Genomic DNA, 25,472 nt, shown 5'->3' with positions numbered 1-25,472 from the left:
ACCCCATTCTAGTTCTTACTTTTTCAAGCGGGCTAATGCCGCCTTGGCTGCAGCTTGTTCAGCCGCTTTTTTATTCTTACCGAATCCGGTCCCTAATACTCGGCCTTCAACTTCAACATCAACGTGAAATTGGCGTTCATGAGCAGGACCCTTTTCATCCAAGAGGTGATACACAATCGCCACATCACCATTTTGCTGCAGGGTTTCCTGCAAGGCAGTCTTATGATCCTGGTTAGCCGAAAACTCACCGGCATCAATCTTAGGAAAAATGATCTGTTCGGCAAATTTGATATTGGCTTTACGGCCTTGATCCAAGTACAAGGCACCGTTAAATGCTTCAAACAAGTCTTCCAGCAACGTCAATCGCTTGCGGGCACCGGCTTTTTCTTCACCTTTTCCCAGTTTGATATAGCGATCAAAATGCGCCTCTTTTGAAAACGCCGAAAAAGCTGCAGTTTGAACCGCGGCAGCACGGATACGGGTCAGATCACCTTCCGGCTTATCCGGAAACTTACGATACAGATAGTCAGAAACTGTCAGTTCAAGCACCGCGTCACCAAGAAATTCAAGTCGCTCGTTATCTTTTAACCCTAATTCTTTGTGTTCATTAACATACGAGGAATGCGTGAAGGCTTCATCCAATAGACTGAGATCGTGAAATTCAATCCCATAACGCTGACGCAATTCACTCACAAACTCTGAGGCAACCATGAAGAGCCCTCCTTTTTATCACCTTCTAATTATACAAGAGCACACAAAAAAAGACACCTGCGATTGCAGATGCCTTTTAGGGGTAATTGAGTTTCGACTACTTCTTGGCGGTGCTGTTGCTTGTAACAGCTAGCTTGGACCAGTTCAAGTAGTTAGCTGAAGCATAGTCAACACTTGCGTTCTTCACCCGTTTGTTAACTGGGAAGATTTCTGCCCGGTACAACGTTGGAATAGCAAATGCTTCGTCATTAGCATATTTCTGCCATGCCTTCAATGCTTTAGCACGGTATGTCGGATTCATTGCTTTCTGACCATCAATGTCATTCAACAGCTTGGTATTCTCAGCAGAGACAAACCGTGTATAGTTAAACGGCGCTTTAGCCGAGAACAGATCCATTGGTGAAGGATCGGACGAAAGACTCCAAGCGGCCGCATAAACATCGACACTCTTATCATCCTTTTGAATCTTGTCGTAGAAGGAGTTGAATTCGATTGGACGACCGGTGGTTAACTTAACACGCAAACCGATCTTCTTCCACTGCTGAATGTAATCCTGTGCCAATGGTTGAGCCGTTGAGCCACCAGCCATAGTAGCAAAGTTAATCGTCAGCTTCTTGCCATTAGGATCGGTTCGATAGCCGTCTTTGCCCTTCTTATAACCGGCTTTATCAAGCAAGCTGTTCGCCTTCTTGATGTTCAAGTCATAGCCCTTGATATCGGCATGCACATCTTTACCAAAGACAGGCGGAATCAAAGTTGTTGCACGCGTCCGCGTACCATTGTAGAACTTAGACGCCACTTCATCATTGTTCAGTGCATAACCCATGGCCTGACGAAGGCTCTTATTCGCCATCTTCGCCTTAGGATTATAGACATTTTCACTCTTGCTATCGTCCCACTTACCTAACTTAAAGCCAAGGTAGTTATAAGCCAGTGATTGGTGACCAAGGTTCGTATACCCGGCGATACTCTTCCAATCATTGTAAGTATCTGAAGGCATACCATAAACCACATCATATTTATGATTCTTCAAAGCAGAAGTAATCGATGCAGTAGAAACATTTTCCATCGTAATCTTGTCTAACTTAGGCGTGCCCTTCCAATAATACTTGTTCGGGGTATATTGGACGCTTTGACCGGCAACGACTTTGCTAATCTTGTATGGCCCAAAGAACAGCGGCTGTTTACGGACCTTATCGCTAGATTCAAGCTTATCAAAAGCAACATCGTGCAGATAGTGGTACGGTGCCGCATTTTCTAGGAAGTAACCATTTCCTGAAGTGCCGAACGAAGGTTTCATTTGTTTAAAATGAATGACCATCGTATTACCATTGTCACCTTTAGGCATCGTCAATCCTGAAATTGAATCTGCTTTGCCATCATGATACTCGGTTAAACCTTCGATATTCTGAAGAGACTCAGTGTATCGTTGACTCTTTGTGGCTTTATTCGCCATAATTTCATAGGCATAAACCAAGTCACGGGCAACAACCGGCTGACCGTCAGACCATTTTACGTTTGGCTTAATGGTAACTGTAATGGTCTTAGCGTTATTATCCTGCTTCAAGGTAGCGGCACCCTTATTATTGAACTTGAATTTGCTGTTGTAGGCAAATAGAGATTCGGCAGTAGGGTTCATGTAATAATAGTCATACTGATCAGTGTAGAGCTCTTCGTTGAAGACCCCCTTAAATGGTGAATCATCAACCACCGCTACATTGACATTGCCGCCTTTAACTGCCTTTGCAGTATTGTTGTAAGAAATCGGGAACTTCACACTCTTATTGGAAGTACTTGAGCTGGAGTTCGAACTCTTACTGCCACAAGCTACCAAGGTGATGGATAAAGCGGTAGCGAGCGTGATCATTCCGAGCACAGAACGCTTTTTCATACTTTTTCCCCCTTCCGCGCCGTCATCGCAATATGTAAGCGAAGCAACGCTTCATGTGAGTTAAATGATAGCATAATTAGAGCGGAATGACCAATATTTCGCCACAAATTTTTCTTTTTTTCGTCAAAAATAAAGAGGCACCCAGATTAGTCTGAGTGTCTCTTTATGAATTTTCAGAAAAACCGTAACTTTAACCTCGACGTTGCCGTGAATCAGCCGCGCGCCGCAGAGCTTGACCAACAAAGTTAATTGAGAGTGACAGTGTCAACAAGACTAAAACAGCAGGAAACCATACCCACCAGCGATTAAAAATCAAGTCTGGGTTTGAGGCGTAGCCAATCAGCGTCCCTAAACTTGGTGTCTCCATCGGTAGCCCAAAACCCAAGAAGGAAAGGGCGGTTTCGATCCCGATAGAACTTGCAATCGTCAGCGTCAGATCCGTAATGATCAATGAGCTGATATTAGGCAAGACCCCGGTGAACATTATCTTAAAATTAGAGGTCCCTGAAGTCTTTGAAGCCATAACATACTCACTGCGCGCTTCCGACAGCACTAACGATCGCATCAGCCGCGTGGTGGTCATCCAGTAGAAAGCCGCCATGATAAGAATGATGGAGATCACATTATATTGCGGCACAATCGTAACTAGAACGATAATCACTAGCAAAGATGGGATGATCATCCAAAAATCAACGAGTCGCATAATCACGGAATCAATCCAGCCACCGAAGTATCCAGAAATTGTTCCAAGGACAACCCCGACAAACTCAATGATTAGCGCCACCGAAATCCCGATAGTAATCGAGTTACGGGCAGCAAAGAACAAATATTTGAACATATCCCGGCCGCCTTCATCAGTCCCAAGAATATACCCATTGACACCAGGTGCCGTATAACGATCCATGATACTAACCTGCGTTGCCCCGCCAACGTTAAACAACATTGAGCCAATAAACGCAGCAAGGATAATCGCAACCGCTAAGAATAGTGAGACCACAGCAACCTTGTCTTTGCGGAATTCGTTCAGAATCACCTTGAAGTTAGAAGGTGATTGTTCAATTTTTGTGGTGTTAGCCGCCACTTCATTTGCATTGTTTTGCATAAACTTTCCCCACCTTCTACTCGATCCGGATCCGCGGATCCACGATACTCATGATGATATCTGACAGTAAGTTACCAAGCAACGTCAGGAAGCCGAACAAAAGCACCAGCGAGATAACCACCGGATAATCACGGCTGGTCATCGACGAAACAAAGAGTTGACCCATTCCAGGATAACTGAAGACGGTTTCCAAGATGACGGAGCCGCCCAGCAGGCTGGTAATTTGATTACCCATGAACGCTGCAATCGGCAATAAGGAATTACGCAAAATATGTTTATCAAAAATAACGCGGGCCGGTACACCTTTAGAACGAGCGGTCCGAACAAAGTCCTGGTGAGTATTATCGATGACCCCGGTACGCAGATACTGAATCGTACTTGGCGTCGTGATAATCCCCGCCACTAACGCCGGTAGAATCATGTGATAGATCCGATCCCAGACATAGCCCAGTGTTCCCGGATTATACGTTGACGACACACTCCCGCCGGTTGGGAACCATTGTAAGAAGAAGCCGAAGAAAATGAGCCCTAACAGATAGAAAACAAATGGTGGTACGGCCATCAAAATGAAGGATGCAACCGAAATTGCAGAATCTCGTTTACTACCTTCATAGCGGCCAGCAATAACACCTGCTGGAATGGCGATAACATAGAGAATCACCGTTGACATCAATGCCAGCCAGAATGTGTTCACAGCCCGTTCACCGATCAGACCAGTTACTGACCGTTTATAAACGAAGCTCTGACCCAAATCACCATGGAACATGTTGCCAACCCATTTGACATATTGAATATACCACGGGTCATTCAAGCCATATTGTTGACGTAAGGCCGCCATCTGCGCTGCGCTTTGCCCTTGCTGAAAATTACCGGATAACGGATCCCCGGGCATCATTTTTGACAGGACGAAAACCAAGACGCTCAGCAAAATCAATTGCGGGATCATGATTAAGATCCGGCGTAGAATTGTTTTCCACATTAATCATGCACTCCCTTCATTGTTGAATCTGGCAGCGCAACGTAATGTGTATCGGAAATCTTCTGGAGATCCAAAACGCGGCCTTCCTTGGAATAATATTTAGATTCTTCTTCTTTAAAAACGCGTTCGACTTCGCGCCGATGTTCTTTGTTCTCCTTGCGATCATCGGGGTTAACATCAGGAATCGCGGATAAAAGCCGTTGCGTGTAAATATGTTGCGGATGATTATAAATATCTTCACGCGTTCCGATTTCAACGAAACGGCCACGATGCATGATCGCCATCTTTTTACACATGTGTTTCACAACGCCCAGATCATGTGAGATGAACAGATAAGAAATGTTGTATTCTTCCTGAATGCGTTTCATAAAGTTCAACACTTGCGCTTGAACGGACAAATCCAGTGCCGATACGGGTTCGTCGGCGATAATCAACTTAGGATTCGTCGCCATGGCTCGGGCAACCCCGATCCGCTGACGTTGGCCGCCGGAAAATTCGTGTGGATACTTGTACAAAGCATCACTTGGCATCCCCACGATATCCAGTAGTTCCTGAACGCGATGACGCTCTTCGTCTTTGGTCAGGTTCTGAAAATTACGAATTGGCTCTGCAATAATATCCTCAATGCGCTTACGGGGATTCAAGCTAGATAGCGAATCCTGGAAAATCATCTGCACATCCTTGTTGTACTGCATGTGCTTGCGAACGCTGCGTTTAGTGATGTCCTGGCCTTTGTACATGATCGAACCGGACGTCACCGGCTCCAGCCCAACGATCGCTTTACCGGTTGTCGATTTACCTGAACCGGACTCGCCAATCAGGCCATATGTTTCGCCTTGCTCAATATCAAAATCGATCCCATCGACTGCCAGCACATGATCCGTCACCCGATTAAAGAAGCCGGAACGAATGGGATAATGTATTTTTAGATTTCTAACTTCAATCATTGCCATAATTACTCACCTTTTTCAGCCGCTTGGTCGTCATCCGGGAAATAGAAGTCTTTGTAGCACGTGCACTGAACAAAATGATCAGGTGCGACTTCATGCATGGTCGGATGCTCTTCGTGAGCAGATGCCGGAATCCATGGAATTCGGGGAGCAAATCGGCAGCCTTCCATCTGCATATTCTTCAATGACGGCACTACGCCTTGGATAACGTGTAGCTCGTCATCATCGGAGTCGGCTTGCGGCATCGAGCGCAACAGACTGCGCGTATACGGGTGAGTCGGATGCTTGAAGACATCCATCACCGAGCCGCTTTCAACAATCTGTCCCGCATACATCACCGCCACGCGATCAGCGGTTTCGGCCACAACGCCAAGGTCATGGGTAATTAAAATAATGCCGGAATGCATTTCCCGCTGAATGTCTTCCAACAAATCCAGAATTTGTGCCTGAATCGTGACATCCAAAGCGGTAGTTGGTTCATCGGCAATGATAATCGGTGGTTTGCAGGCAATCGCAATCGCAATGACAATCCGCTGCCGCATCCCGCCAGATAGTTCATGTGGGTAAGAACGTGCCGTCCGTTCGGGATTGGGAATGCCGACTTGATTCAGCAGTTCCAGCACCCGTTTATCGCGTTCTTCCTTGTTCATCTTGGTATGGTAAACCAGCGTCTCTTCAATTTGCTCGCCAATCCGCATCAACGGATTCAACGCAGCTAACGGATCCTGGAAAATCATGCCAATATCCTTACCACGAATCCGATCAAACAGGGTTTCATTTAACCCGACCAGATTCAGGTTGTTATACAAGATATCACCGGTCACTTTTGTATTACGCGGATCATGAAGCCCGATAATACTGGTTGCCAAAGTACTCTTGCCGGAGCCTGATTCACCTACAATCGCCAGAATCTCATCTTTTCGTAACGTGATGCTGACATCATCGACAGCATCATAAAAAGCATCTCCAAGTCTGAATCCGGTGTGCAGATGTTGCACATCTAGCAGCAAATCTTCAGGTTTATCCAAACGAACTCCTCCTTTGCGTCCTTGACGCAAGATTAAAACAAGATGAGATTTTTGAAATAATTGTCTCTAAGTATAAAGAAATTATAGTGGTTATGCAAGCCAAAAATGCGTTCCAACGCCATTGAGGCGCGAAATTTACGGGTAAATCCATCAATGATTCGTGCACAAGGATGGCGAGCTTTAAAGAAAATCGAGCATCCTCAACATGATGCTGCAAGCTGATCATATCAGAAAACTCGGTTTGTTTGAAGAAAACGTCCTTTATCATCTGCGTGCGTCTCGTAAAAACGAAAGTGAGTCGCGCTCACCATAACGCGCTCACAAATAAAAAAGCCGCCATCACTGGCAGCTCACGCATTCACTATTTTTGATGTGCTTTGATGTAATCAACCGCATCTTGAACTGTTTGGATCTTTTCCGCATCGTCATCTGGAATTTCCGCGCCGAATGCATCTTCGAGTTCCAAAACAAATTCGACAATGTCAATCGAATCTGCATCAAGGTCTTGCTTGAAATTCAAGCTTGGACTGATTTTGTCAGGACTTAACTGAAAATGGTCCTGAATCAAGCCTGCGATCTTTTGATAAATTTCGTCTTCACTCATGCCGCTCCTCCATTCATCTGCCAATTTAGTTTACTTGTTTCCGCCGTCGTTGTCTACGGCTTTATCAGTGGCTTTCGCTTCGGCAATTTCCGGGTGAGCGTCAAAATAATCCACCACTTTGGCTACCGTGCCATTTTTAACCATTTTGGCTGTCTGCAACAAGGTGTAATAAACCGTGTCAGCATCAGCCGCGCCGTGAGCTTTGACCAACGGCGCTTTAAGCCCAAGCAAGACCGCGCCACCGTATGAAGAAATATCAAAGGTTTGTGCCATCGACTTGAGGTTGTTTTTCAAAAACAGACCACCTAATTTCCCGGAAACACCGCCATCGTAAATGGCACCCTTTAACATGTGCATAACAGTGCGGACAGTACCCTCAATTGCCTTTAACGTTGCGTTGCCGGTAAAGCCGTCAGTGACGACCACATCGGCAGGTCCATTGAGAATATCACTGGACTCGACGTTTCCCACGAAGTTAATCCCTGGAGCAGCAGCCAAAAGATCATGCGCTTCTTGATGCAACTTGTCGCCCTTGTTTGCTTCTGTGCCGTTGTTAAGCAAGCCCACGCGTGGATTGTTAACTCCGCGAACATCTTTGGCATAGTAACTGCCCATGATCGCGTATTGTAACAAATGATACGGACGGTTTTCCGCATTAGCGCCAACGTCCAACATCACAAAGCCTTTGCCATCAACAGTCGGCAACGTTGGCAACAAACCCGGCCGTTCAATGGCCTTAATCCGGCCGATAATGAATAAGCCAGCTGCCAATAACGCCCCGGTGGAGCCTAGTGAAACCATTGCGGCCGCCTCGCCTTGTTTAACTGCTTGCGCCGCCAACACCATCGAAGCTTGTTTCTTACGCCGAATCGCCCGAACCGGTTCATCGTCACTGTTAATCTTTTCGTCCGTGTGCACGATCGTCAGCCGATCCTGATTATGAATCAAAGGTTTGATTTTGGCTTCATCCCCATAGAGGATAAATTCTAAATCCGCGTCATGGTCGCGTGCCTTTTCCGTTCCGGCAATCACAACTTCCGGAGCGTGGTCACCGCCCATTGCATCAATTGCAATTTTCATAAAATCCTTCGTTCCTTTCGCATTTAATCCAAACTGCCATTCATCTGCCGACTAGCAGCCAGATAAGCGGCTAGCGGTTGATGCTCAGGTTCTAGCAAGTGCGGATCAGTTTTAAAAATCCGGGCCACAATCTGTTGGGCAGCTTCCAGAGTTGGAAAATCCCCGACAGGATCGGCCACTTTAAATTCCGGCAGTCCTGACTGCTTATCTCCAAAAATATCACCCGAACCGCGCATTTCCAAATCTTTTTGGGCTAACAAGAAGCCGTCATTGGTTTTGGTCATGATTTGCATGCGGGCGATGCCTTGCTCATTTTTAGGGTCAGCAATCAGCAAACACTGCGCTGCTTTGCTACCACGACCCACGCGGCCGCGGAGCTGGTGCAGTTGCGATAGGCCGAAGCGATCGGCATCGAAAATGGCCATCACCGTCGCATTGGGGACGTCCACCCCAACTTCAACGACCGTCGTCGACACCAGCACCGCAATGTCACCCTGACTAAACGCCCGCATGATTCGATCTTTTTCATCTGGCTTCATTTTGCCGTGCAGTAACGCAACCTGTCCGAGATTACCAACTGCTTTTTGCATATCTGCAAAAAGCTGCTCGGCGTTTTGCAAGTCGATCTTTTCCGATTCCGCAATCAGCGGGGTAATGGCAAACACCTGACTTCCTGCCTGCACCTGACTGCGAATCAGCCGATAAACCTGACCGACTTGGTTCTTACGCAGCCATGTAGTCGTGATCGGCTTGCGTCCTGCCGGTAATTCATCAATGGTGGAGACGTCCATTTCACCGTATGTCGTAATCGCTAGAGTTCTAGGAATCGGCGTCGCGGTCATAGACAGCAAATCGGGCTTCTGGCCTTTTTCCTGAAGCACTTTACGTTGGTTGACCCCAAAGCGATGCTGCTCATCGATAACCACCAACCCCAAGGCTTTAAAATCAACGCCTTTTTGAATCAGCGCGTGGGTACCGATAATCAAATTAAGTGTGCCCATTCGCAGGTCCGTCAGCAGTTCACGCCGCCTCTTTGCGGTTGTTGATCCCGTCAAGAGCCCCAGCTTAACCGGGAAATTAGCGAACAGTTTCTGCAACTTGGCAAAATGTTGCTCCGCTAGTACTTCAGTCGGCACCATCAAGGCAGCCTGATAGCCGGCTGTAACCGCCGCATACAAGACAATCGCTGCAACAATCGTTTTCCCGCTGCCCACGTCCCCTTGCAACAGGCGATTCATATGATTGGGCCGGCGCATGTCCGCACAGATCTCATTCACAACCCGTTTTTGCGCATTGGTCAATGAAAACGGCAGCGTCGCAATCAGTGCCCGCAACGCCTGGTTGTTATACGGAATGGCAAGACCGTTGCTACTGTTGGTATTAAGCTGTTTTAGGGCCTGTATTTGCAGTTGAAACAGGAAAAACTCCCGAAAAACCCCTGTGCGACGTGCTGCCTTAGCTTCTTGCGGCGTGTCGGGAAAATGCATCCCATGGACCAGCTGTTCATCCGTCATTAACCGATAATGCTCACGAATGCTAGCAGGAATCAGGTCATGGATATGTTGATGATCACGCGCCCACGCCGCCTTAATCAGATCAAGTAACGTACCCATCCGGATGTTTTTATTCACGGTATAAATCGCCGCCATGGACGGCTGATCCTGTGACTGGGTGGCCAGAATTTTCATCCCGGTCAGACTGCGGCGCTGGGCATCCCACTTGCCAAAAATTGCTGCTTCATCACCCATCTGAAAGCGATCTTTTAGCCAAGGCTGATTGAAGAAAGTGACCAGAATAACACTGCGTTCGACCTGCAGCTTGACATTCACCCGGCTGCGGTGCGGACCAAAACGGCTAATGACAGGATCAGCAACCACGACGCCTTTGATCGTCAGCTTTTCTTGATCGGCTGCTTCAGCAAGATCTTTAACTTTAAGGTCATCATAGCGATATGGAAAATAAAACAGGACATCGCCGACCGTATGAATCCCTAAACTTGCTAATCCCTCTTCACGCTTAGGACCAACTCCGGGTAAAACGCTAACCGGGTCCGTGAGCGCCATCATCATCCCTCCCTTCGCAATAAGCTGGTAAACAACAAACCGTGCTTAGCCTTTCATGTCGCAAAAAAGTGCCCCGCACGCGGGACACCTTGGCAGTAAAGCAACTTGTTTACTCGACCGAGACAAGATAAGGATAAACCGGCTGATCGCCTTGATGAATTTCAAATTCCAGATCCGGATGGGCTTTGCCGACCGCATCCTCAATTTTCTTAGCTTCGTCTTGATTAGCATCGGCGCCCACAATGATCGTGACAATTTCACTGTCGTCATTGATCATCTTGTTTACCATTGCAATCGCTGCTTGCTGCCGATCCTGATCAGTGACGCTAATCGTGCCGTCAATGATCCCCATCCAGTCGTGATTCTTGATGGCGAGCCCATTAATCGTGGTATCACGAATGGCTTGCGTAATAGAACCGCTAATCACATTCGGTAGTTGGGCGGTCATTTCGCTTTGATTGGTAGCCAAATCGGCGTCTGGATTATACCCAAGCATAGCCGTCATGCCTTGATTGATGGTCTTACTTTTCACGACAGCGACTTCTACATCCGTTGCAGCCTTGGCAGCAGCTTCTGCCGCCATAAAAATATTGCCGTTATTTGGTAAGACGATCACGTGCTTGGCGTGAGCGGCCTTCACCGCATCCAAAATATCATTGGTACTTGGATTCATGGTTTGCCCGCCGTTTAGCACATAAGTCACGCCCAGACTCTTGAATAACTCGCCGAGTCCCTCACCGGCAGCGATGGCAACAACCCCCATTTCCGCTAGTGGTTGGTCATTGGCATGAGCATCTAGAGAGCCTTCCCGTTCGATAATGCTTTCCTGTTGTAAGCGCATGTTATCGACTTTGATTTTCATAAGCTCACCGAACTGCTGGCCGTAACGAAAAACCGTACCAGGATGTTCCGTATGAACGTGAACTTTAACCACTTCTTCATCAGCAACCACCAATGTCGAGTCGCCGAGGGTATTCAAATAGTTACGAAACGGTTCATAATCAAAGTGCTTAAAATGATCGCCGGTCTCGAGCTCGACCATCATCTCGGTACAATAACCATAAACGATGTCGGCCGGATCCAGTTGGGTTTGGGCGCTTTGGTGGTGGACGGCATTAATCATTTCGGTCATTTCTTCATCCGTGACATCATGAACATCCGAACTGACTTCACCGGATAAGCCTTCACGAAATCCTTCATAAATAAAGACCAGTCCTTGACCACCGGAATCGACAACACCGACTTCTTTCAAAACAGCCAACAAATCCGGCGTCTTGGCCAATGCACGCTTGGCACCTTTAACAACGGCCGTCATAACGACCAAAGCGTCATCTGAACCATTAGCCGCTTTTAAGCCGGCTTTGGCTGCTTCACGGGCAACAGTCAGGATGGTGCCTTCAACCGGCTTCATTACCGCTTTATACGCCGTCTCGACGCCATGAGCAAACGCGTCAGCCAAATCCTGAGCGGTCAGACTCTTCTTACCTTCCACACTTTTGGCGAAACCACGAAAAAGCTGGGAACTGATGACCCCCGAATTACCCCGAGCACCCATCAGCAGGCCCTTGCCTAAGTGCTTGGCGAGATCGCCAACGCCTGCATCGTTAGATTCCAACACTGCCTTGGCACCGGTTTGAAACGTCAGATTCATATTGGTTCCGGTATCGCCATCAGGCACCGGAAAAACATTTAATGAATTCACAAAATCAGCATTTTTATTGATGCGATGTGCGGCTACCCGGATCATGTCCTGGAATTTAGTCGCCGTTATTTCGGTTACTGCCACGAAACATCCTCCTCGAAGAACTTAATATCGTTACACCGTCAGCTGACAGTGCCTTAATGTCAGTCGCCTAATACCTTGACGCCCTGGACGATGACGGTCACTTCGTCGGTTGTGACCCCCAACATCGTTTCGAGGTTGTATTTTACTTTGTCTTGGACATTTCGGCAAACTTCGGATATTTTGGTACCATAACTGACAATGATGTTGACTTCAATCTTGACGCCATTGTCAGTTTGGCGTACCACAACACCGCGCGCATAATTTTCACGCTTCAAAATGTCATTGAGATTATCCCGAATCTGGTTACGGCTTGCCATCCCGACAATCCCGTAAATCGATGTCGCGGCACCACCAACCACTGTTGCAATGACATTGTTGGAAATGTCGATAATCCCATACTTGGTTTTGATTTTGACCGCCATGCTGAATCCTCCTAGCCATTCACGATGCGCTTTCACACCGCGTACAATTCTACCAGTTAGTGTAGCATAGGCACGAAAGCATTAAAAGCGCCACCGCTTGTGGATTCCTGCCTAGGCCATCGTACTGACGGATGCTTCGACGCCCGCGCTGAAGAAGCAAAAAGATCCTGACAATGATGGATGCATCACATTCATTGTCAGGATCTTTTTGTATTTATGGGATCAAACCCGGGTCAGTTTACCTGATTTAAGGGCACGTGCAGAAACCCATACCCGCTTTGGTTTACCATCAACAAGGATACGAACCTTGTGCAGGTTGGCTTTCCATGTGCGCCGGCTTGAATTCAAAGCGTGTGAACGCTTGTTGCCAAACGTGGTATGACGACCTGTAATAACATCTTTAGCCACAATATGACCTCCTTTTTTTCAAGGTCACCCTCGAATTTTTCACTCAACTAACTTATCATAGGCCCGCGGCGAATGCAAGAAGTTTTGCAAAGTAAAATTACTTGACAGTCTCGATTGGGCGCGACAATGATCACGCGCTGACTGTCATTTGGTAGCTAGTTATCAACTTTTTGACCGATACGATCGCGGCTGTAAATGATCGCAACTTGGCCTGTTGTCCAACTGACCGTAAATGGTTCGTTTCCAATGAATTCGTTTGACGCCCACGCGTAAGGAAACGCACCGTCCCACGCTTTCAGAGGATACTTGGCACCAATGATCGTCAAAGCCGTCACGGGCGTTAAATTAATAACCGCCACGTAGCGATAACCCGGTAACGGCTGAATTTCGTGTGTTCCCGGACCGTAATAATCGACGTGATTTTGCTCGTCCAGAAGATGGATCCGTTCAATGTCATCAAGAAAACGCGGCTGAAGCGGCAAAAACAGGTTGGACAAAAAATGATCCAGTCGGCCGCCAGTTGCCCCGACCAGCGTCACTTTGTCCGCGGAAAAGTCCGTTAAGGCCGCCTTCACCGCCAGTTCGGTATCCGTATCGTCTTTTGCCGACGGAACCTGTTCAATCTTTTGAACGTGCTCACGAACTAATTGAAATTCACTCGCTGTTAATGAGTCAAAATCGCCGACTGCCAGTACTGGCTTAATACCTGCTTTGACCAATCGCAGGGTGCCTCGATCAACCCCGATCCATTCGCCGACCAACTGTTGCCAGTCCTCTGAGAGATTCTCATGCGGCCCGCCAGCCATGATATTGACGTCTGTCATTTGACCGCCTCACGTAATGCCGTGATCGCGTCACCGACGTTTGGTGCGCCGAACACATAGGAACCTGCCACAAAGATATCGGTGCCGGCTGCTGCGGCCGCCTTCACTGTCTGATCGTTAATCCCGCCATCAACTTCGATGTCAAAATGCAAATCGCGTTCCTGCCGAATTTTGTGCAGTCGCGCAACCTTATCAACCATTGGCGTCAGAAACTTCTGCCCACCGAATCCGGGATTGACTGTCATCACCAAAACCTGGTCGACAAGGGGCAACACTTCATCCAGACTGCTCAGTGACGTACCGGGATTCACCACCACTCCGGCACGAACCCCAGCAGCGCGAATATGCTGCAAGACACCATACAGATGGCTGGTTGCTTCTTCGTGCACCAAAATCGTATCGGCACCGGCTTCGGCAAATTGCGGCGCCCAGACACCCGGATCGCTCACCATAAGATGTACTTCCAACGGCAAATTCGTTACTGGACGCAACGCCTGAACAACCAGCGGGCCAAACGTCAAATTACCGACAAAATGGCCATCCATAACATCAACATGCAACAAATCCGCCCCTGCTTCCTCGACTTTTTCAACATCGCGAGCTAAATGAGCAAAATCAGCACTTAAAATTGATGGGGCAATTTTCATAGGAATCCCTCCGTGTGAGCGTGAGCTGGCACGGTTAGAAATCGGAGTGTAAGTGGCCTTGGTCGTGATGGCCCGGGCTTAGGCCATTGCGACCAAGGTCCTTACACGCAGATTTCTGTGCCAGTGAACGCGTTAATGTGAGCGTGAACCGCGCGCTTAAAAGCCGGTCCTCGCATGATCGATTACTTTTTCTTATAAACCGGGCGCTTACCGCTTAATTCTTCGCGAAATTGCAAATAATTTTCATAGCGACTCGCCATGATCTTGCCAGCGGCCAAAGCTGCCTTGACTGCACAATGGGGCTCGCTGACATGTTGACACCCGCGAAACTTACAGTTGGGTGCCAAGGCAACAAATTCAGGGAATCGGTCGCGTAAATCATCTAGGGTCACGTCTAGCAAGCCAAGCGATGAAAACCCCGGAGTGTCAGCCACTAGCCCGCCATGGATCGGATACAAATCTGTTGTCCGCGTCGTATGCCGCCCGCGGTTCAACGCACGACTGATAGACGCAGTCGCCAAATCCAGTCCCGGCACCAAGTGATTGATCAAAGTCGATTTTCCTGACCCCGTTTGGCCAGTGAAAATCGTCAATTTATCCGCAAAGCTAGCCTGAACCTGCTTTAAAACCGCCTGATCAAAAACATGCTCCGGCGCAAAAACAGCGTAGCCGATCGCTTGGTAGCCTGTCAATGATGTTCGAATCTTTTCCAGTAATTTGGCAGGTGCCAAATCGGTTTTGGTCAAATAAATCTCGGCATGAATCGCGTGACCTTCGAGATAAACCAGAAAGCGATCCAATAAATTCAAGGAAAAGTCCGGTTCAACGGCGGAGGTAATCAGTAAGGCCTGATCCACATTAGCGACTGGCGGACGGGCCAGCGCATTTTGGCGTGGCAGGATCCGTAAAAGATAACCTTCATCATCCCCATGACCGGGTTGGAAGGCCGCAAAGTCGCCAACCAGCGGTGTGATGTTATTATTGCGCAGACTTCCACGGCCACGGGTGCGATAAACTGTCTCACCGACCGCAATATCATAGTACCCACTAATTTGTTTAATGATTCTTCCGGTTAATTCATCACTCATTGGGTAATATTTGCCTCCTGCGCAATCACTGTGCCATCCCGCACAACGCGGTAGCTGCCGGGATACTTCTTGCTAACTTGCAACGTAATCGTGACTTGGTCATCTGCCGTGATATTGAATGTTTTATTGATGTCACTAATATTGTGTGTCTTATCACCAATAAAGACCTGAATGCCATTTGGTGTCACGCCACTGCTGCTTGCGCTGGCACTCGCGCTACCGGAAGCAGCAGATGGTGCCTGGTACGGAATCGAAATAGTTTTTGAAACGGTTTTGACTTCATCAGGGTCTGCACCTTGGGAAATGGTGACATTCACGGTGGCTCCGGATTGAACCTGTGTCCCTGCAGCCGGGTTCTGACTAATCACCATGCCAGTATCGACCGTATCGGAGTAACTTTGACTGATCACAATCTTTAAGCCGACTTCATTAGCGTAGTCGCGTAAACTCTTTTCCGTGTAACCGGTGAGATCACGTAAAGCAAACGTTGTGTTGTCTTTTTTGACTTTGATTGGTTCGGCAACGCCAAACGTGATGGTTGTCTTGCTGGCAATCACTTTTTTCCCGGCTTTGATACTTTGAGACAGAATCTTGCCTGCAGCCGCTTCGTTTGTTTTAATCAGCTTCTCTTTTACAGTCACGCCCCGTTTTTGCAGATCAGACTTGGCATCGCTGTAATCCTGCCCGACATAATTATCCAGCGTGATCCGCGGTTGTCCCCGACTTAAAATCAGGTTGACGCTCGACGACTCTTTCACGCTGACTTGCCGTTTCGGATCAGAATCGATGACTAAATCCTTATCCACCTTGGTTGAGTAAGCATAGCGATACTTTCCGACCTTCAACCGCGCACTTTTTAGCGCTGTCTTGGCCTGGGCAGTTGTCATGCCGCGCAAATCAGGTACAGCTACATCTGCTTTTTGATTGGCCGTCACAACCCCGATCCCGATCAGTAACAAAAGAACCACGGCTGCACTGATGGCAACAATAAGCCAGCGGCGGCGCTTCTTTTTAGGCCGGTTCTCAGGAGCAGCTTGACTAGCGGGCTGATCCGCCCCGCCATCAGAATTGTGCGGTGGAGTTGGGCCATTAGGAACGATCGGCACAACTCGCGTTTCATCCAAATCGTCCTTAGGAATCACGTACTTGGCTTCATGCGCTCGGGCAGGACTCAAGGCCGTGTTCAAATCACTTGCCATGGCCTCTGCACTGGTGTATCGATTGGCGGGATTCTTGGCAGTTGCCTTGAAGACAACATTTTCGAGGGCTTGCGGAATATGGGGATCAAACGCCCGAACGGAAGGAACCTCTTCTTGAAAATGTTTCAACGCAATCGAGACTGCCGAATCGCCTTCAAACGGAACCGAACCCGTCAACATTTCAAAAAGAATGATCCCGAGCGCATAAATGTCGCTTTGCCGCGTCGGCATACTCCCTCGAGCCTGCTCTGGAGAAAGATAATGAACCGATCCCAACAACGAATTGGTCATCGTCATGGAATTTTCCGATAGCGCGACCGCAATTCCGAAGTCAGTAATTTTGGCATGTCCGTTTGCATCAATCAAAATGTTCTGTGGTTTTAAATCGCGGTGAATAATATTGTGATCATGGGCCGTTTGAACGGCGGACAGAATTTCTTCCATCATATCGACAACGCGCTGATAAGGAATCGGAAAATGTTCAACGATATAATGTTTTAAATCAGAGCCTTTAACATACTCCATCACCAAAAACTGCTGGCCATGACTTTCCCCGACGTCGTAAATCGACACGATATTGGGATGTACTAGCTCGCTGGTCGCCATGGCTTCACGTTGGAATCGCCGAACCGTGTCGGGATCGTTTTGTAGATCAAGCCGCAAAACCTTGACTGCAACGTCACGATCGAGGATGAGATCGCGCGCTAAATAGACGTTGGCCATGCCGCCTTCGCCTAATGTTTTGATGAGCTTATAGCGTTCATTTAAAATCGTCCCCGGCTCGATCATGACGGTTCCCTCCGATCCTGATGAATGATCAAGGCGCTAATATTGTCAGGGCCACCAGCTGCGTTGGCTTGAAGAATCAATTCCTGGGCCTTGCTGCCAATTGGCATATCCTCGCGTAAAACCGCCGCAATGCTTTCGTTGTCAACCATGTTGGTCAAGCCATCTGAACAGAGCAGCAGATAGTCATCATATTCCATGTCGTAAATCGTCACGTCAGCGTCAACATCGCTGCTGACCCCTAAAGAACGGGTAATTACATTACGTTGAGGGAAACGTTTGGCCTCTTCAGGCGTCAGTTCGCCATGTTTCACCAACTCGTTGACCAAGCTATGATCCTCAGTAATCTGAATCAGGTGCCCGTTACGATAAAGGTACCCGCGCGAATCGCCGATATTGGCTACGACAAACCGTGAGCCGCTGATAATGACCGACACCACGGTTGTTCCCATGCCAGACAGATCAGTGTATTGCTTGGCTTTTTGTAAAATCATGTCATTTTCTTGTTGCAACTCAAAAATAAGCCAACGCACGATTGACTCGATTTCCGCCGTATCGGTCTTTTCAAACGCATAGCCAAGATGCGAGACCGCCATTTCACTGGCAACATCGCCGCCGCGGTGGCCACCCATCCCATCAGCCACTAAGGCAAACGTAGCGTCGGATTTATTCTTGAAAATGCCGACATAATCCTGATTATTTGGTCGCCGCCGACCGATGTCCGTGCGATAAGCAAACTCCATACATACCCCTCATTTACGGCGAATCATACTGGCAATGAAAAAGCCGTCGGTATCATAATCGTCTGGAAATAGTTGCAGTGCCGGTGCTCCATGCGCCTTGGTTAATGGCTTGAGCGACAAAACCGGCACCTGTTCAAATTCAGGATGATCAGCCAAAAAATGCGCGACAACATCCTGATTCTCCTCTTTCACCATTGTACATGTACTATACGTCAGGCGGCCACCGATTTTTAATGTGGGCGCCACGCTATTAAGAATGGCCAACTGAATCTGTTGTAAATGGCGCGGATCATCAGCCTGTTTGGTGTACTTGATTTCCGGTTTCCGGCGAATCAGTCCCAACCCGGAGCAAGGTGCATCGACTAAAATCTTGTCAAACGATTCAGGTGCAAAAGTGGCATCAACTTGACGGGCATCCAACATCCGCGCAGAAACCCGATCGGCTAATCCGAGGCGGTTGGCATTTTGCTGAATCAGTCGAATTTTATTGGCATGAAGGTCCAGGGCTGTAACGTGCCCGCCTTGGTCAGGATCAAGATACTGGGCAATGTGGGTTGTTTTGCCACCGGGAGCCGCACATGCATCCAACACCGCATCCCCTAGCTGAATATCCAAACTCGGCGCCACCAACATCGAACTTTCATCCTGCATCGTATAATCCCCTGCAGCAAATTCGGGTGTGCCTGCTAAATGTCCCCCAGGCGCAATCAAGCCGATCGGGGTCAGCGGACTTTCTCGTAGTTCAGGAAAGCTCGGCTGTAAGATTTTCAGTAAAGCATCTGGCGTTGTTTTGGTGGTATTGACGCGAATTGAAGCATGCGCAGGCTGGTTGATTGCTGCCAGGATACTGGCGGTTTTGGTGGCACCCAACTGTTCCTGCAGCTTCTTGACCAGCCAAAGCGGCGTGCTGCTGGTAATGGCAAGTCGTTCGAGCGGATCGGGAATGGCCGCAGGATCCGGGAAGCCGGTGCGCTGTGCTTGGCGCAACACCCCGGTCACAAACTTGGCAATGCCTTGATGGCCCAGTTGTTTGGCGATTTCGGTGCTGTCAAAAAAAACTGCCCGCGCCGGCACTTTGTCTAAATACTGTAGTTGATAGACAGCAGTTTGCAGCAAACACCGAACCCAGGGATCCAGCTGGCGATTTTTGACGAACGGCTTCAACAAGTAGTCTAAGGTTAATTGATGCTGAATCACCCCATAGACAATGTTGGTCAACAAACCAGCGTCCCGACTATCAAGCCGATACTTAGTGATGATGTGGTCAAGGGTCAGATTGGAGTAACCGCCTTTGCCCACAACGCGGGTCAACGTCTGGACTGCCAGCAATCGCGGATTATTTGGCTTCATCGGTAATCACCTGCTGTCCGACTGTCAAATCACGGCCAGGACCATTTAGATAATCGGCAATATGTTGTTTGCCTTTACCGGCCGGCTGCAATTCGTCAATTTGAAAAGTGGTCTGATCTCCAGCCGCCACCACCAATTGATGCTTGCTGCGTTCTACGACACTGCCAGCAGGCAAATCCGTTTTTTCGGCCAATGGCGTCACTGCCCACAGTTTCGTTCGCTGGCCATTCATGTAAACATAGCCGCCCACATCAGGCCGAAGCGCACGCACCCACTGATCCAAGGCCTGCGCCGGTAAGTGAATGTTGAGATGTTCCTGTTCTTTGGTAATCGTTGGCGCAAACGTCACTTTTTCCGGATCCTGCGGGGTGCGGGTTGCTGTGTTGTCAATAATCTTCGGCAGTGTTGCCAACAACAAATCGCGGCCCAACAACGACAGCTTAGCAAAAACGGTGCCGGTATCATCTTGGCGAGTTAACGGTAACTTAGCTTGGGCAAACATGTCGCCGGCATCCATTTTCTTCACCATTTCAATAATCGTCACGCCGGTTTCGGTATCACCGTTGATAATGCTGTATTGAATCGGCGCGCCGCCGCGATATTTTGGCAATAAGGAACCGTGAACATTGACTGCCGCAATTTGAGCCGCCTGCAAAAACTTGGTCGGCAAAAATTGTCCATAAGCTGCCGTCACGATTAAATCAGGCGCCAAAGCAATGGCCTTAGCTAATTCGGGACTGCCGCTAAGTTTTTCCGGTTGCAATACCGGGATGTCATGGGCGACGGCAGCCTGCTTAACCGGACTGGCGGCCACCTTCTGCTTACGGCCGACTTTTCGATCCGGCTGGGTCATGACCGCCACAACATTATAGTTTTGGTCAATCAGACCTTCTAGAATGGGTACCGCAAAATCGGGGGTGCCTAAGAAAATTACTGAAGTCATATTTTCCTCCAAACCTTAAGTTCGTTAACAAGATACTAACGAATCGGTTGTTGTTTTTTTACACAAATGAAAGTGGTTCGGGATCAATCGTCACCTGAAAGCCTTGACGACTGCTTTGTTGGGTTTCTTCAAGAATGTGTTGCAATGTTTCAGCCAACGTCGGCTCATGCTTGTATTTTAAAACGATCTGATAAATATAGCGATTTTTCAAACGGGCAATCGGTCCGGGCGTCGGACCCAGCATGATCACCGATTCGGATAACCGATCATGCAGCTCCTTTGCCAGCGAAAAAATGGCTTTAGCAGCTTGGGTTTCATCGACATGACTGACACCGATCTTAGTCGAAAAGAAGTACGGCGGATAATTGCCCTGATGACGAACCGCCATTTCCTGCCGAAAGAAGCCTTCGTAATCCTGACGCTTGGCATATTGAATGGCGTAATGATCCGGGTTAAAGGTCTGCACAAATACTTCACCGGGCTTATCAGCGCGCCCGGCACGGCCACTGACCTGCGTCAACAACTGAAAAGTCTTCTCACTTGCTCGAAAATCCGGCAAACCTAGCGCTGTGTCGGCATTAATCACGCCAACCAGTGTCACGTCGGGAAAATCCAATCCTTTGGCAATCATTTGGGTGCCTAACAAAATATCTGCCTGGTGGGCCCCAAAAGCATTCAAAATCCGCGCATGACCGCCTTTGCGCCGCGTGGTATCGACATCCATACGCAAAATCCGTGCATCTGGCAGCAATTTTTGCAATTGAGCTTCCACTTTTTGCGTACCGGTGCCGAAGTAACGGATTTTATCCGAACCACACTGCGGGCAGCGGCGCGGAATGGATTCTTCATGGCCGCAATAATGACACTTCAACGTGTGTGTGTCCATGTGTAACGTGAGGCTGATGTCGCAGTTAGGGCACTTTGCGACATAACCGCAATCCCGACACATCACAAAGCTTGAATAACCGCGGCGATTCAGCAACAAAACGCTTTGCTCATGGCGCTGAAGTCGTAAATTCAAAGCGTCCAACAGCGGCGCGGAAAAGTCTTCTTGCCCACCTTGCGCAAAGCTTTCGCGCATATCCACAATGTGAACCGGTGGTAATGGTTGATCATTGATTCGGTGTGGCAACCGCAAAAGCGTATAGACGCCTTTCTCTGCCCGGGCGCGGGATTCCAATGACGGCGTCGCTGAGCCTAAAACCACCGGTGCATGATGAATCTGCGCCCGCTTTAACAAAACATCACGCGCATGGTAACGCGGCGCTGAGTCTTGCTTATAACTGGTTTCATGCTCCTCATCCATGATGAAGACACCAATATGCTTCAACGGTGCAAAAGCAGCAGAGCGAGCGCCGACGACCACCTGAGCTTCGCCGCGGGCAATTCGCCGCCATTCATCGTACTTTTCACCATCTGACAAGCCTGAGTGCATCACCGCTACATGCATGCCAAACCGGCCTTTGACGCGATCCACCATCTGTGGCGTGAGGGCAATTTCGGGCACCAGCATCAAGGCTGTCTGCCCAGCCGCTAGCACTTGGGCAATCACCTGAAGATACACTTCGGTTTTGCCGGAGCCGGTGACGCCTTCCAACAAGAACGTCTTGGGTTCCTTAGCTTTAACGGCCGCGTTAATGGTTTTGACCACTGCCTCCTGCTCGTCTGTGAGCGGCAGTGGTTGCGTCAACGGTTGATGCTGAAGTTGCGGATAAGGATCACGGTAGGTTTCGTGCGCCTCTAGTTTCAGCCAGCCTTTTGCCACTGCCTGATTAATAACCGCTTTTGTCAGGTGATGGCGATGCTCCACTTCCGTTAACAAGGGGCGCTGATGTTCCGCAGACCAGGTTTTGATGAAGGAAAGCAGTTCCAGCTGTTTGACGGCGTTTTTGCGTACCTGATTTTTTTGCTCTTCAGCCTGCTCAGGTGACAATTGCGGCACAAGATAAAAGACCTTTTTGACGCGCGCACGATCTTTTTTGATGTAAGAAATCGCCACTTTGCCGGCTTGGGCCAACTTCATCAGCGCAATCTGTTGCTCGTCACTTAATGTATTCATGGCAACGCTATCTGCTTGACCGAAATACCGCGTGCGCTCATCAGCCGACAACCCAAGCGGCTCGGCTACCTTGACGGCATCGATTTTCAGCATCGTTGGCAGCATCGTTTGCATGCAGGCAATCCAAAATGAATAGGTGGTTACCGCTAGCCATTTGGACAATCCTAGCATTTCATGATTAAGCACCGGCGTCGGATCAAGTACGTCTAAGAGTGGCTTAAGCTCACCATCATATTGACTTTGATTGGCAATGGCCACAACCATGCCGCTGACTTTGCGATCGCCTTTGCCAAATTGCACCCAAACGCGCATGCCTGCTTGAAGTGCGCCATCCAAACGTGGTGGCACTAGGTAATCAAACGGCCGATCAGTTTGCATGGTCGGAACATCCACAATCACTTTGGCAATCGTTGCCAAGCGCTCACCCCTTTTGTTTCGGTAACATCGTTGCTAACTGTTTGATCAGTGCGACGGCCACTTGTTGCTTGGGCATCTCCGGTAATGTCACTGGCGGCTGGTTAGGCCGCAATAAAGTCACAGCATCCGTATCGGCATTGAACCCGTGCGTTGCATCAACCGCATTGGCAACGATCATATCTGCTTTTTTCTTAGTTAGTTTTACTTGAGCATTGGCCAATAAGTCATTGGTTTCGGCGGCAAATCCAATCACTAACTGATGGGTTTTCTTTTGGCCTAACGTCGCCAGAATATCCGGATTCTGAACCAAGGTCAATGTTAAGCCGCTATTGGCGTCAACTTTTTTCAATTTATGGTCACTAATGGTCGGTGCCCGGTAATCCGCCACCGCTGCCGCCATCACCACAGCATCGGCCTCTTCAAACTCAATCATAATGGCATCTGCCATCGACTGAGCGCTTGTCACCGGTTTAACCGTCACGCCAGGAACAACTGGCAATTGCTTCGTTGTGACCAGCGTGACCGTAGCCCCGGCACCAGCCGCTGCATTGGCAATAGCGGTACCCATTTTGCCAGATGAATCATTGGTTAAAAAACGTACCGGATCCAACCGTTCCTTGGTGCCCCCGGCTGACACGATAATATGCCGACCTTTTAGCAGCGGTTCATCAAGACTTTCGATGTAAAGGACAATCTGGTCTGGCTCTGGCATTCTGCCAACGCCGACATAGCCTTCTGCCAACTGACCGGTTGCCGGTGGCAGTAAAAGATACCCTTGCTGCTCGGTTAGCTTGGTTATATTGTGTTGTGTTTGCGGATTTTGCCACATTTGATCATTCATAGCCGGCACCATGAGCTTGGGAGCGGCCATCGCTAATAAGGTTGTCGTCACAACGTTATCGGCCATCCCTGCCGCCAGTTTTGCCAAGGTATTGGCCGTGGCTGGCACAATAACGCCTAAGTCAGCCCAATGAGCCAAAGCTACGTGGGCAACATGTTCGGGATGGTCAAATTCATGTCCATCCGTCAAAACGGCGTGCTTGCTAACAATCGCAAGCGTTTCCGGCGTGACAAACTTTTCAGCACTTGTTGTCATTGCAACGCGCACATCATGGCCTGCTTTTACTAACGCCCGAACCAGCAACGGCGTTTTGTAAGCAGCAATGCCGCCAGTGACAAACAGGGCTATCTGTTGCTTCTTCATGAGGCACCCCTTTTACTTCTGTATTCTTAGGTTCATTATAGCAAACAGTGAACAGAATGCCGGCATGGTTGCGAGAACCGAGCATCAGGGTCTGGATTACCGATTTCCACACACTCCTGCTCGCGCTCAATAAAAAGAGGCAGTGGACTTTTTTGCAGTGTCCCTGCCTCCTTTTCCTATTAGCGCAAACCCAAAATGGATGAACATCATGGGTGCTTATGCTTGTTCCTTGTGATCCAGCTTTTCAGCATCGCGTTCGAGTAACTTGGACTTTGGATCAATGACCACGTCACCTGCGGCAATTTCTTCAAGTGCTTTGCCGACACTTTTGTCAGATTTATAATCAGACAACATTTTCAGATCCCCGGATTCGAGTTCATGAGCGCGTTTTGCGGCCAACACCGCTAGCGAATAGCGTGAAGGTACTTTTTCCAGTAACTTGTCAATAGAAGGATAAATAATCATAATGAAGCTCCTTTTTGTCATAATAGCCGCTCTGCCATGGCGAGCAGTCAGCCTGTCATTATCTGGCTAAGTCGGCACTTGCCAACATGCCTTTGTAACGATCAATCACGCGTGGCACCCGTAAATGTTCGCTTTCAATGATGCGTTCAATCCGTGTTACAGCCAAATCGACCTTGTCATTGACCACTGCATAATCGTAGTTCTCCATCATCGTGATTTCCGAAGCCGCCTTGCGAATGCGTTTATCAATCGTTTCATCGTCATCGGTACCACGGCCTTTTAGCCGATGGCGCAACTCACCTAAGTCTGGTGGCGTCAAGAAAATAAAAACGCCATTGGGACATTTCTTGCGCACTTGCATCGCACCATTGACTTCGATTTCAAGTAACACATCACGCCCGGAATCAAGCGTCTCATTCACATATTTCAGCGGCGTACCATAGTAGTTATCCACGTACTTCGCATATTCCAGCATACCACCTGTCGCAATTTCGTGCTCAAACTGCGCCTTGGTTCTGAAATAATAATCAACCCCGTCAACCTCACCGGGCCGCATTTGACGTGTCGTCATTGAAATTGAATATTGAAAATCCCGATAGTTGCCATTCAGCATAGCCTGCCGAACTGTTCCTTTGCCAACCCCACTAGGGCCAGACAAAACAATCAGCATCCCCCGTTCGTGCATGTGTGAACCTCTTTCGTTAAGTATTACCAAACATTTTG

23 protein-coding genes are annotated in these 25,472 nt (G+C 48.6%); all 23 read right to left on the bottom strand.

Annotated features, from left to right (window positions below; all coding sequences use genetic code 11):
- Positions 1 to 15 precede the first annotated feature (15 nt).
- The 23 genes from rnc to gmk all read right to left on the bottom strand — a co-directional run bounded on the left by rnc (position 16) and on the right by gmk (position 25,434).
- Complete coding sequence (gene rnc, locus LACZS1_RS07460; protein WP_010488038.1) at positions 16 to 711, bottom strand: ribonuclease III; 696 nt, start codon at positions 709 to 711, stop codon at positions 16 to 18.
- Positions 712 to 808: 97 nt separating this feature from the next.
- Complete coding sequence (locus LACZS1_RS07455; protein ID WP_047106270.1) at positions 809 to 2,602, bottom strand: oligopeptide ABC transporter substrate-binding protein; 1,794 nt, start codon at positions 2,600 to 2,602, stop codon at positions 809 to 811.
- Positions 2,603 to 2,792: 190 nt separating this feature from the next.
- Positions 2,793 to 3,704, bottom strand: coding sequence for an ABC transporter permease (locus LACZS1_RS07450; protein WP_070650437.1), 912 nt, complete (start codon positions 3,702 to 3,704; stop codon positions 2,793 to 2,795).
- Positions 3,705 to 3,720: 16 nt separating this feature from the next.
- Positions 3,721 to 4,683 carry an oligopeptide ABC transporter permease gene (opp4B, locus tag LACZS1_RS07445; protein WP_025012446.1) on the bottom strand — a complete coding sequence of 321 codons (963 nt, stop codon included), beginning with the start codon at positions 4,681 to 4,683 and terminating at the stop codon, positions 3,721 to 3,723.
- Complete coding sequence (locus tag LACZS1_RS07440; protein ID WP_070650438.1) at positions 4,683 to 5,636, bottom strand: ABC transporter ATP-binding protein; 954 nt, start codon at positions 5,634 to 5,636, stop codon at positions 4,683 to 4,685. Before LACZS1_RS07440 ends, opp4B begins: the two co-directional genes overlap by 1 nt.
- Before the next feature lie 2 nt (positions 5,637 to 5,638).
- Positions 5,639 to 6,661 carry an ABC transporter ATP-binding protein gene (locus LACZS1_RS07435; protein WP_010488029.1) on the bottom strand — a complete coding sequence of 341 codons (1,023 nt, stop codon included), beginning with the start codon at positions 6,659 to 6,661 and terminating at the stop codon, positions 5,639 to 5,641.
- Between the two features lie 361 nt (positions 6,662 to 7,022).
- Positions 7,023 to 7,265, bottom strand: coding sequence for an acyl carrier protein (acpP, locus tag LACZS1_RS07430; protein ID WP_047106272.1), 243 nt, complete (start codon positions 7,263 to 7,265; stop codon positions 7,023 to 7,025).
- A 30-nt stretch (positions 7,266 to 7,295) separates the two neighbouring features.
- Complete coding sequence (gene plsX, locus LACZS1_RS07425) at positions 7,296 to 8,345, bottom strand: phosphate acyltransferase PlsX (RefSeq protein ID WP_070650439.1); 1,050 nt, start codon at positions 8,343 to 8,345, stop codon at positions 7,296 to 7,298.
- Between the two features lie 23 nt (positions 8,346 to 8,368).
- Entirely contained in the window at positions 8,369 to 10,408 is a 2,040-nt protein-coding gene (recG, locus tag LACZS1_RS07420) for an ATP-dependent DNA helicase RecG (RefSeq protein ID WP_070650440.1), read from the bottom strand.
- Between the two features lie 109 nt (positions 10,409 to 10,517).
- Positions 10,518 to 12,194, bottom strand: coding sequence for a DAK2 domain-containing protein (locus LACZS1_RS07415; protein ID WP_010488020.1), 1,677 nt, complete (start codon positions 12,192 to 12,194; stop codon positions 10,518 to 10,520).
- 59 nt (positions 12,195 to 12,253) lie between these two features.
- Entirely contained in the window at positions 12,254 to 12,616 is a 363-nt protein-coding gene (locus LACZS1_RS07410; protein WP_010488017.1) for an Asp23/Gls24 family envelope stress response protein, read from the bottom strand.
- 222 nt (positions 12,617 to 12,838) lie between these two features.
- On the bottom strand, positions 12,839 to 13,024 hold the full coding sequence (gene rpmB, locus LACZS1_RS07405; RefSeq protein WP_010488015.1) for a 50S ribosomal protein L28: 186 nt from the start codon (positions 13,022 to 13,024) through the stop codon (positions 12,839 to 12,841).
- A gap of 155 nt (positions 13,025 to 13,179) precedes the next feature.
- Positions 13,180 to 13,848 (bottom strand): thiamine diphosphokinase, encoded by a 669-nt coding sequence (locus LACZS1_RS07400; protein WP_070650441.1) that lies wholly within the window; start codon positions 13,846 to 13,848, stop codon positions 13,180 to 13,182.
- Positions 13,845 to 14,495: a ribulose-phosphate 3-epimerase gene (rpe, locus tag LACZS1_RS07395; protein ID WP_070650442.1), complete on the bottom strand. Its 651-nt coding sequence runs from the start codon at positions 14,493 to 14,495 to the stop codon at positions 13,845 to 13,847. The genes LACZS1_RS07400 and rpe overlap by 4 nt, the downstream gene beginning before the upstream one ends.
- A gap of 182 nt (positions 14,496 to 14,677) precedes the next feature.
- Entirely contained in the window at positions 14,678 to 15,583 is a 906-nt protein-coding gene (gene rsgA / locus LACZS1_RS07390; protein ID WP_070650443.1) for a ribosome small subunit-dependent GTPase A, read from the bottom strand.
- Entirely contained in the window at positions 15,580 to 17,571 is a 1,992-nt protein-coding gene (pknB, locus tag LACZS1_RS07385) for a Stk1 family PASTA domain-containing Ser/Thr kinase (RefSeq protein WP_070650444.1), read from the bottom strand. Before pknB ends, rsgA begins: the two co-directional genes overlap by 4 nt.
- The gene (locus LACZS1_RS07380) at positions 17,568 to 18,311 is read right to left on the bottom strand and encodes a Stp1/IreP family PP2C-type Ser/Thr phosphatase (protein ID WP_047106281.1); all 744 of its coding nucleotides are present in this window, start codon (positions 18,309 to 18,311) and stop codon (positions 17,568 to 17,570) included. Before LACZS1_RS07380 ends, pknB begins: the two co-directional genes overlap by 4 nt.
- A gap of 9 nt (positions 18,312 to 18,320) precedes the next feature.
- On the bottom strand, positions 18,321 to 19,661 hold the full coding sequence (gene rsmB, locus LACZS1_RS07375; RefSeq protein ID WP_070650445.1) for a 16S rRNA (cytosine(967)-C(5))-methyltransferase RsmB: 1,341 nt from the start codon (positions 19,659 to 19,661) through the stop codon (positions 18,321 to 18,323).
- The gene (gene fmt, locus LACZS1_RS07370) at positions 19,648 to 20,604 is read right to left on the bottom strand and encodes a methionyl-tRNA formyltransferase (protein ID WP_070650446.1); all 957 of its coding nucleotides are present in this window, start codon (positions 20,602 to 20,604) and stop codon (positions 19,648 to 19,650) included. The genes rsmB and fmt overlap by 14 nt, the downstream gene beginning before the upstream one ends.
- Positions 20,605 to 20,662: 58 nt before the next feature.
- The gene (priA, locus tag LACZS1_RS07365) at positions 20,663 to 23,080 is read right to left on the bottom strand and encodes a primosomal protein N' (protein ID WP_070650447.1); all 2,418 of its coding nucleotides are present in this window, start codon (positions 23,078 to 23,080) and stop codon (positions 20,663 to 20,665) included.
- A 4-nt stretch (positions 23,081 to 23,084) separates the two neighbouring features.
- The gene (gene coaBC / locus LACZS1_RS07360) at positions 23,085 to 24,284 is read right to left on the bottom strand and encodes a bifunctional phosphopantothenoylcysteine decarboxylase/phosphopantothenate--cysteine ligase CoaBC (protein WP_070650448.1); all 1,200 of its coding nucleotides are present in this window, start codon (positions 24,282 to 24,284) and stop codon (positions 23,085 to 23,087) included.
- Between the two features lie 216 nt (positions 24,285 to 24,500).
- Positions 24,501 to 24,749, bottom strand: coding sequence for a DNA-directed RNA polymerase subunit omega (gene rpoZ / locus LACZS1_RS07355; protein WP_010488005.1), 249 nt, complete (start codon positions 24,747 to 24,749; stop codon positions 24,501 to 24,503).
- 58 nt (positions 24,750 to 24,807) lie between these two features.
- On the bottom strand, positions 24,808 to 25,434 hold the full coding sequence (gene gmk, locus LACZS1_RS07350; protein WP_010488004.1) for a guanylate kinase: 627 nt from the start codon (positions 25,432 to 25,434) through the stop codon (positions 24,808 to 24,810).
- Positions 25,435 to 25,472 lie beyond the last annotated feature (38 nt).

Source organism: Lacticaseibacillus zeae subsp. silagei (assembly GCF_030770335.1).
Lineage (GTDB): Bacteria > Bacillota > Bacilli > Lactobacillales > Lactobacillaceae > Lacticaseibacillus > Lacticaseibacillus zeae.
Note: the sequence above shows the minus strand (reverse complement) of the source record. Positions and strands in the feature narration are given on the sequence as shown.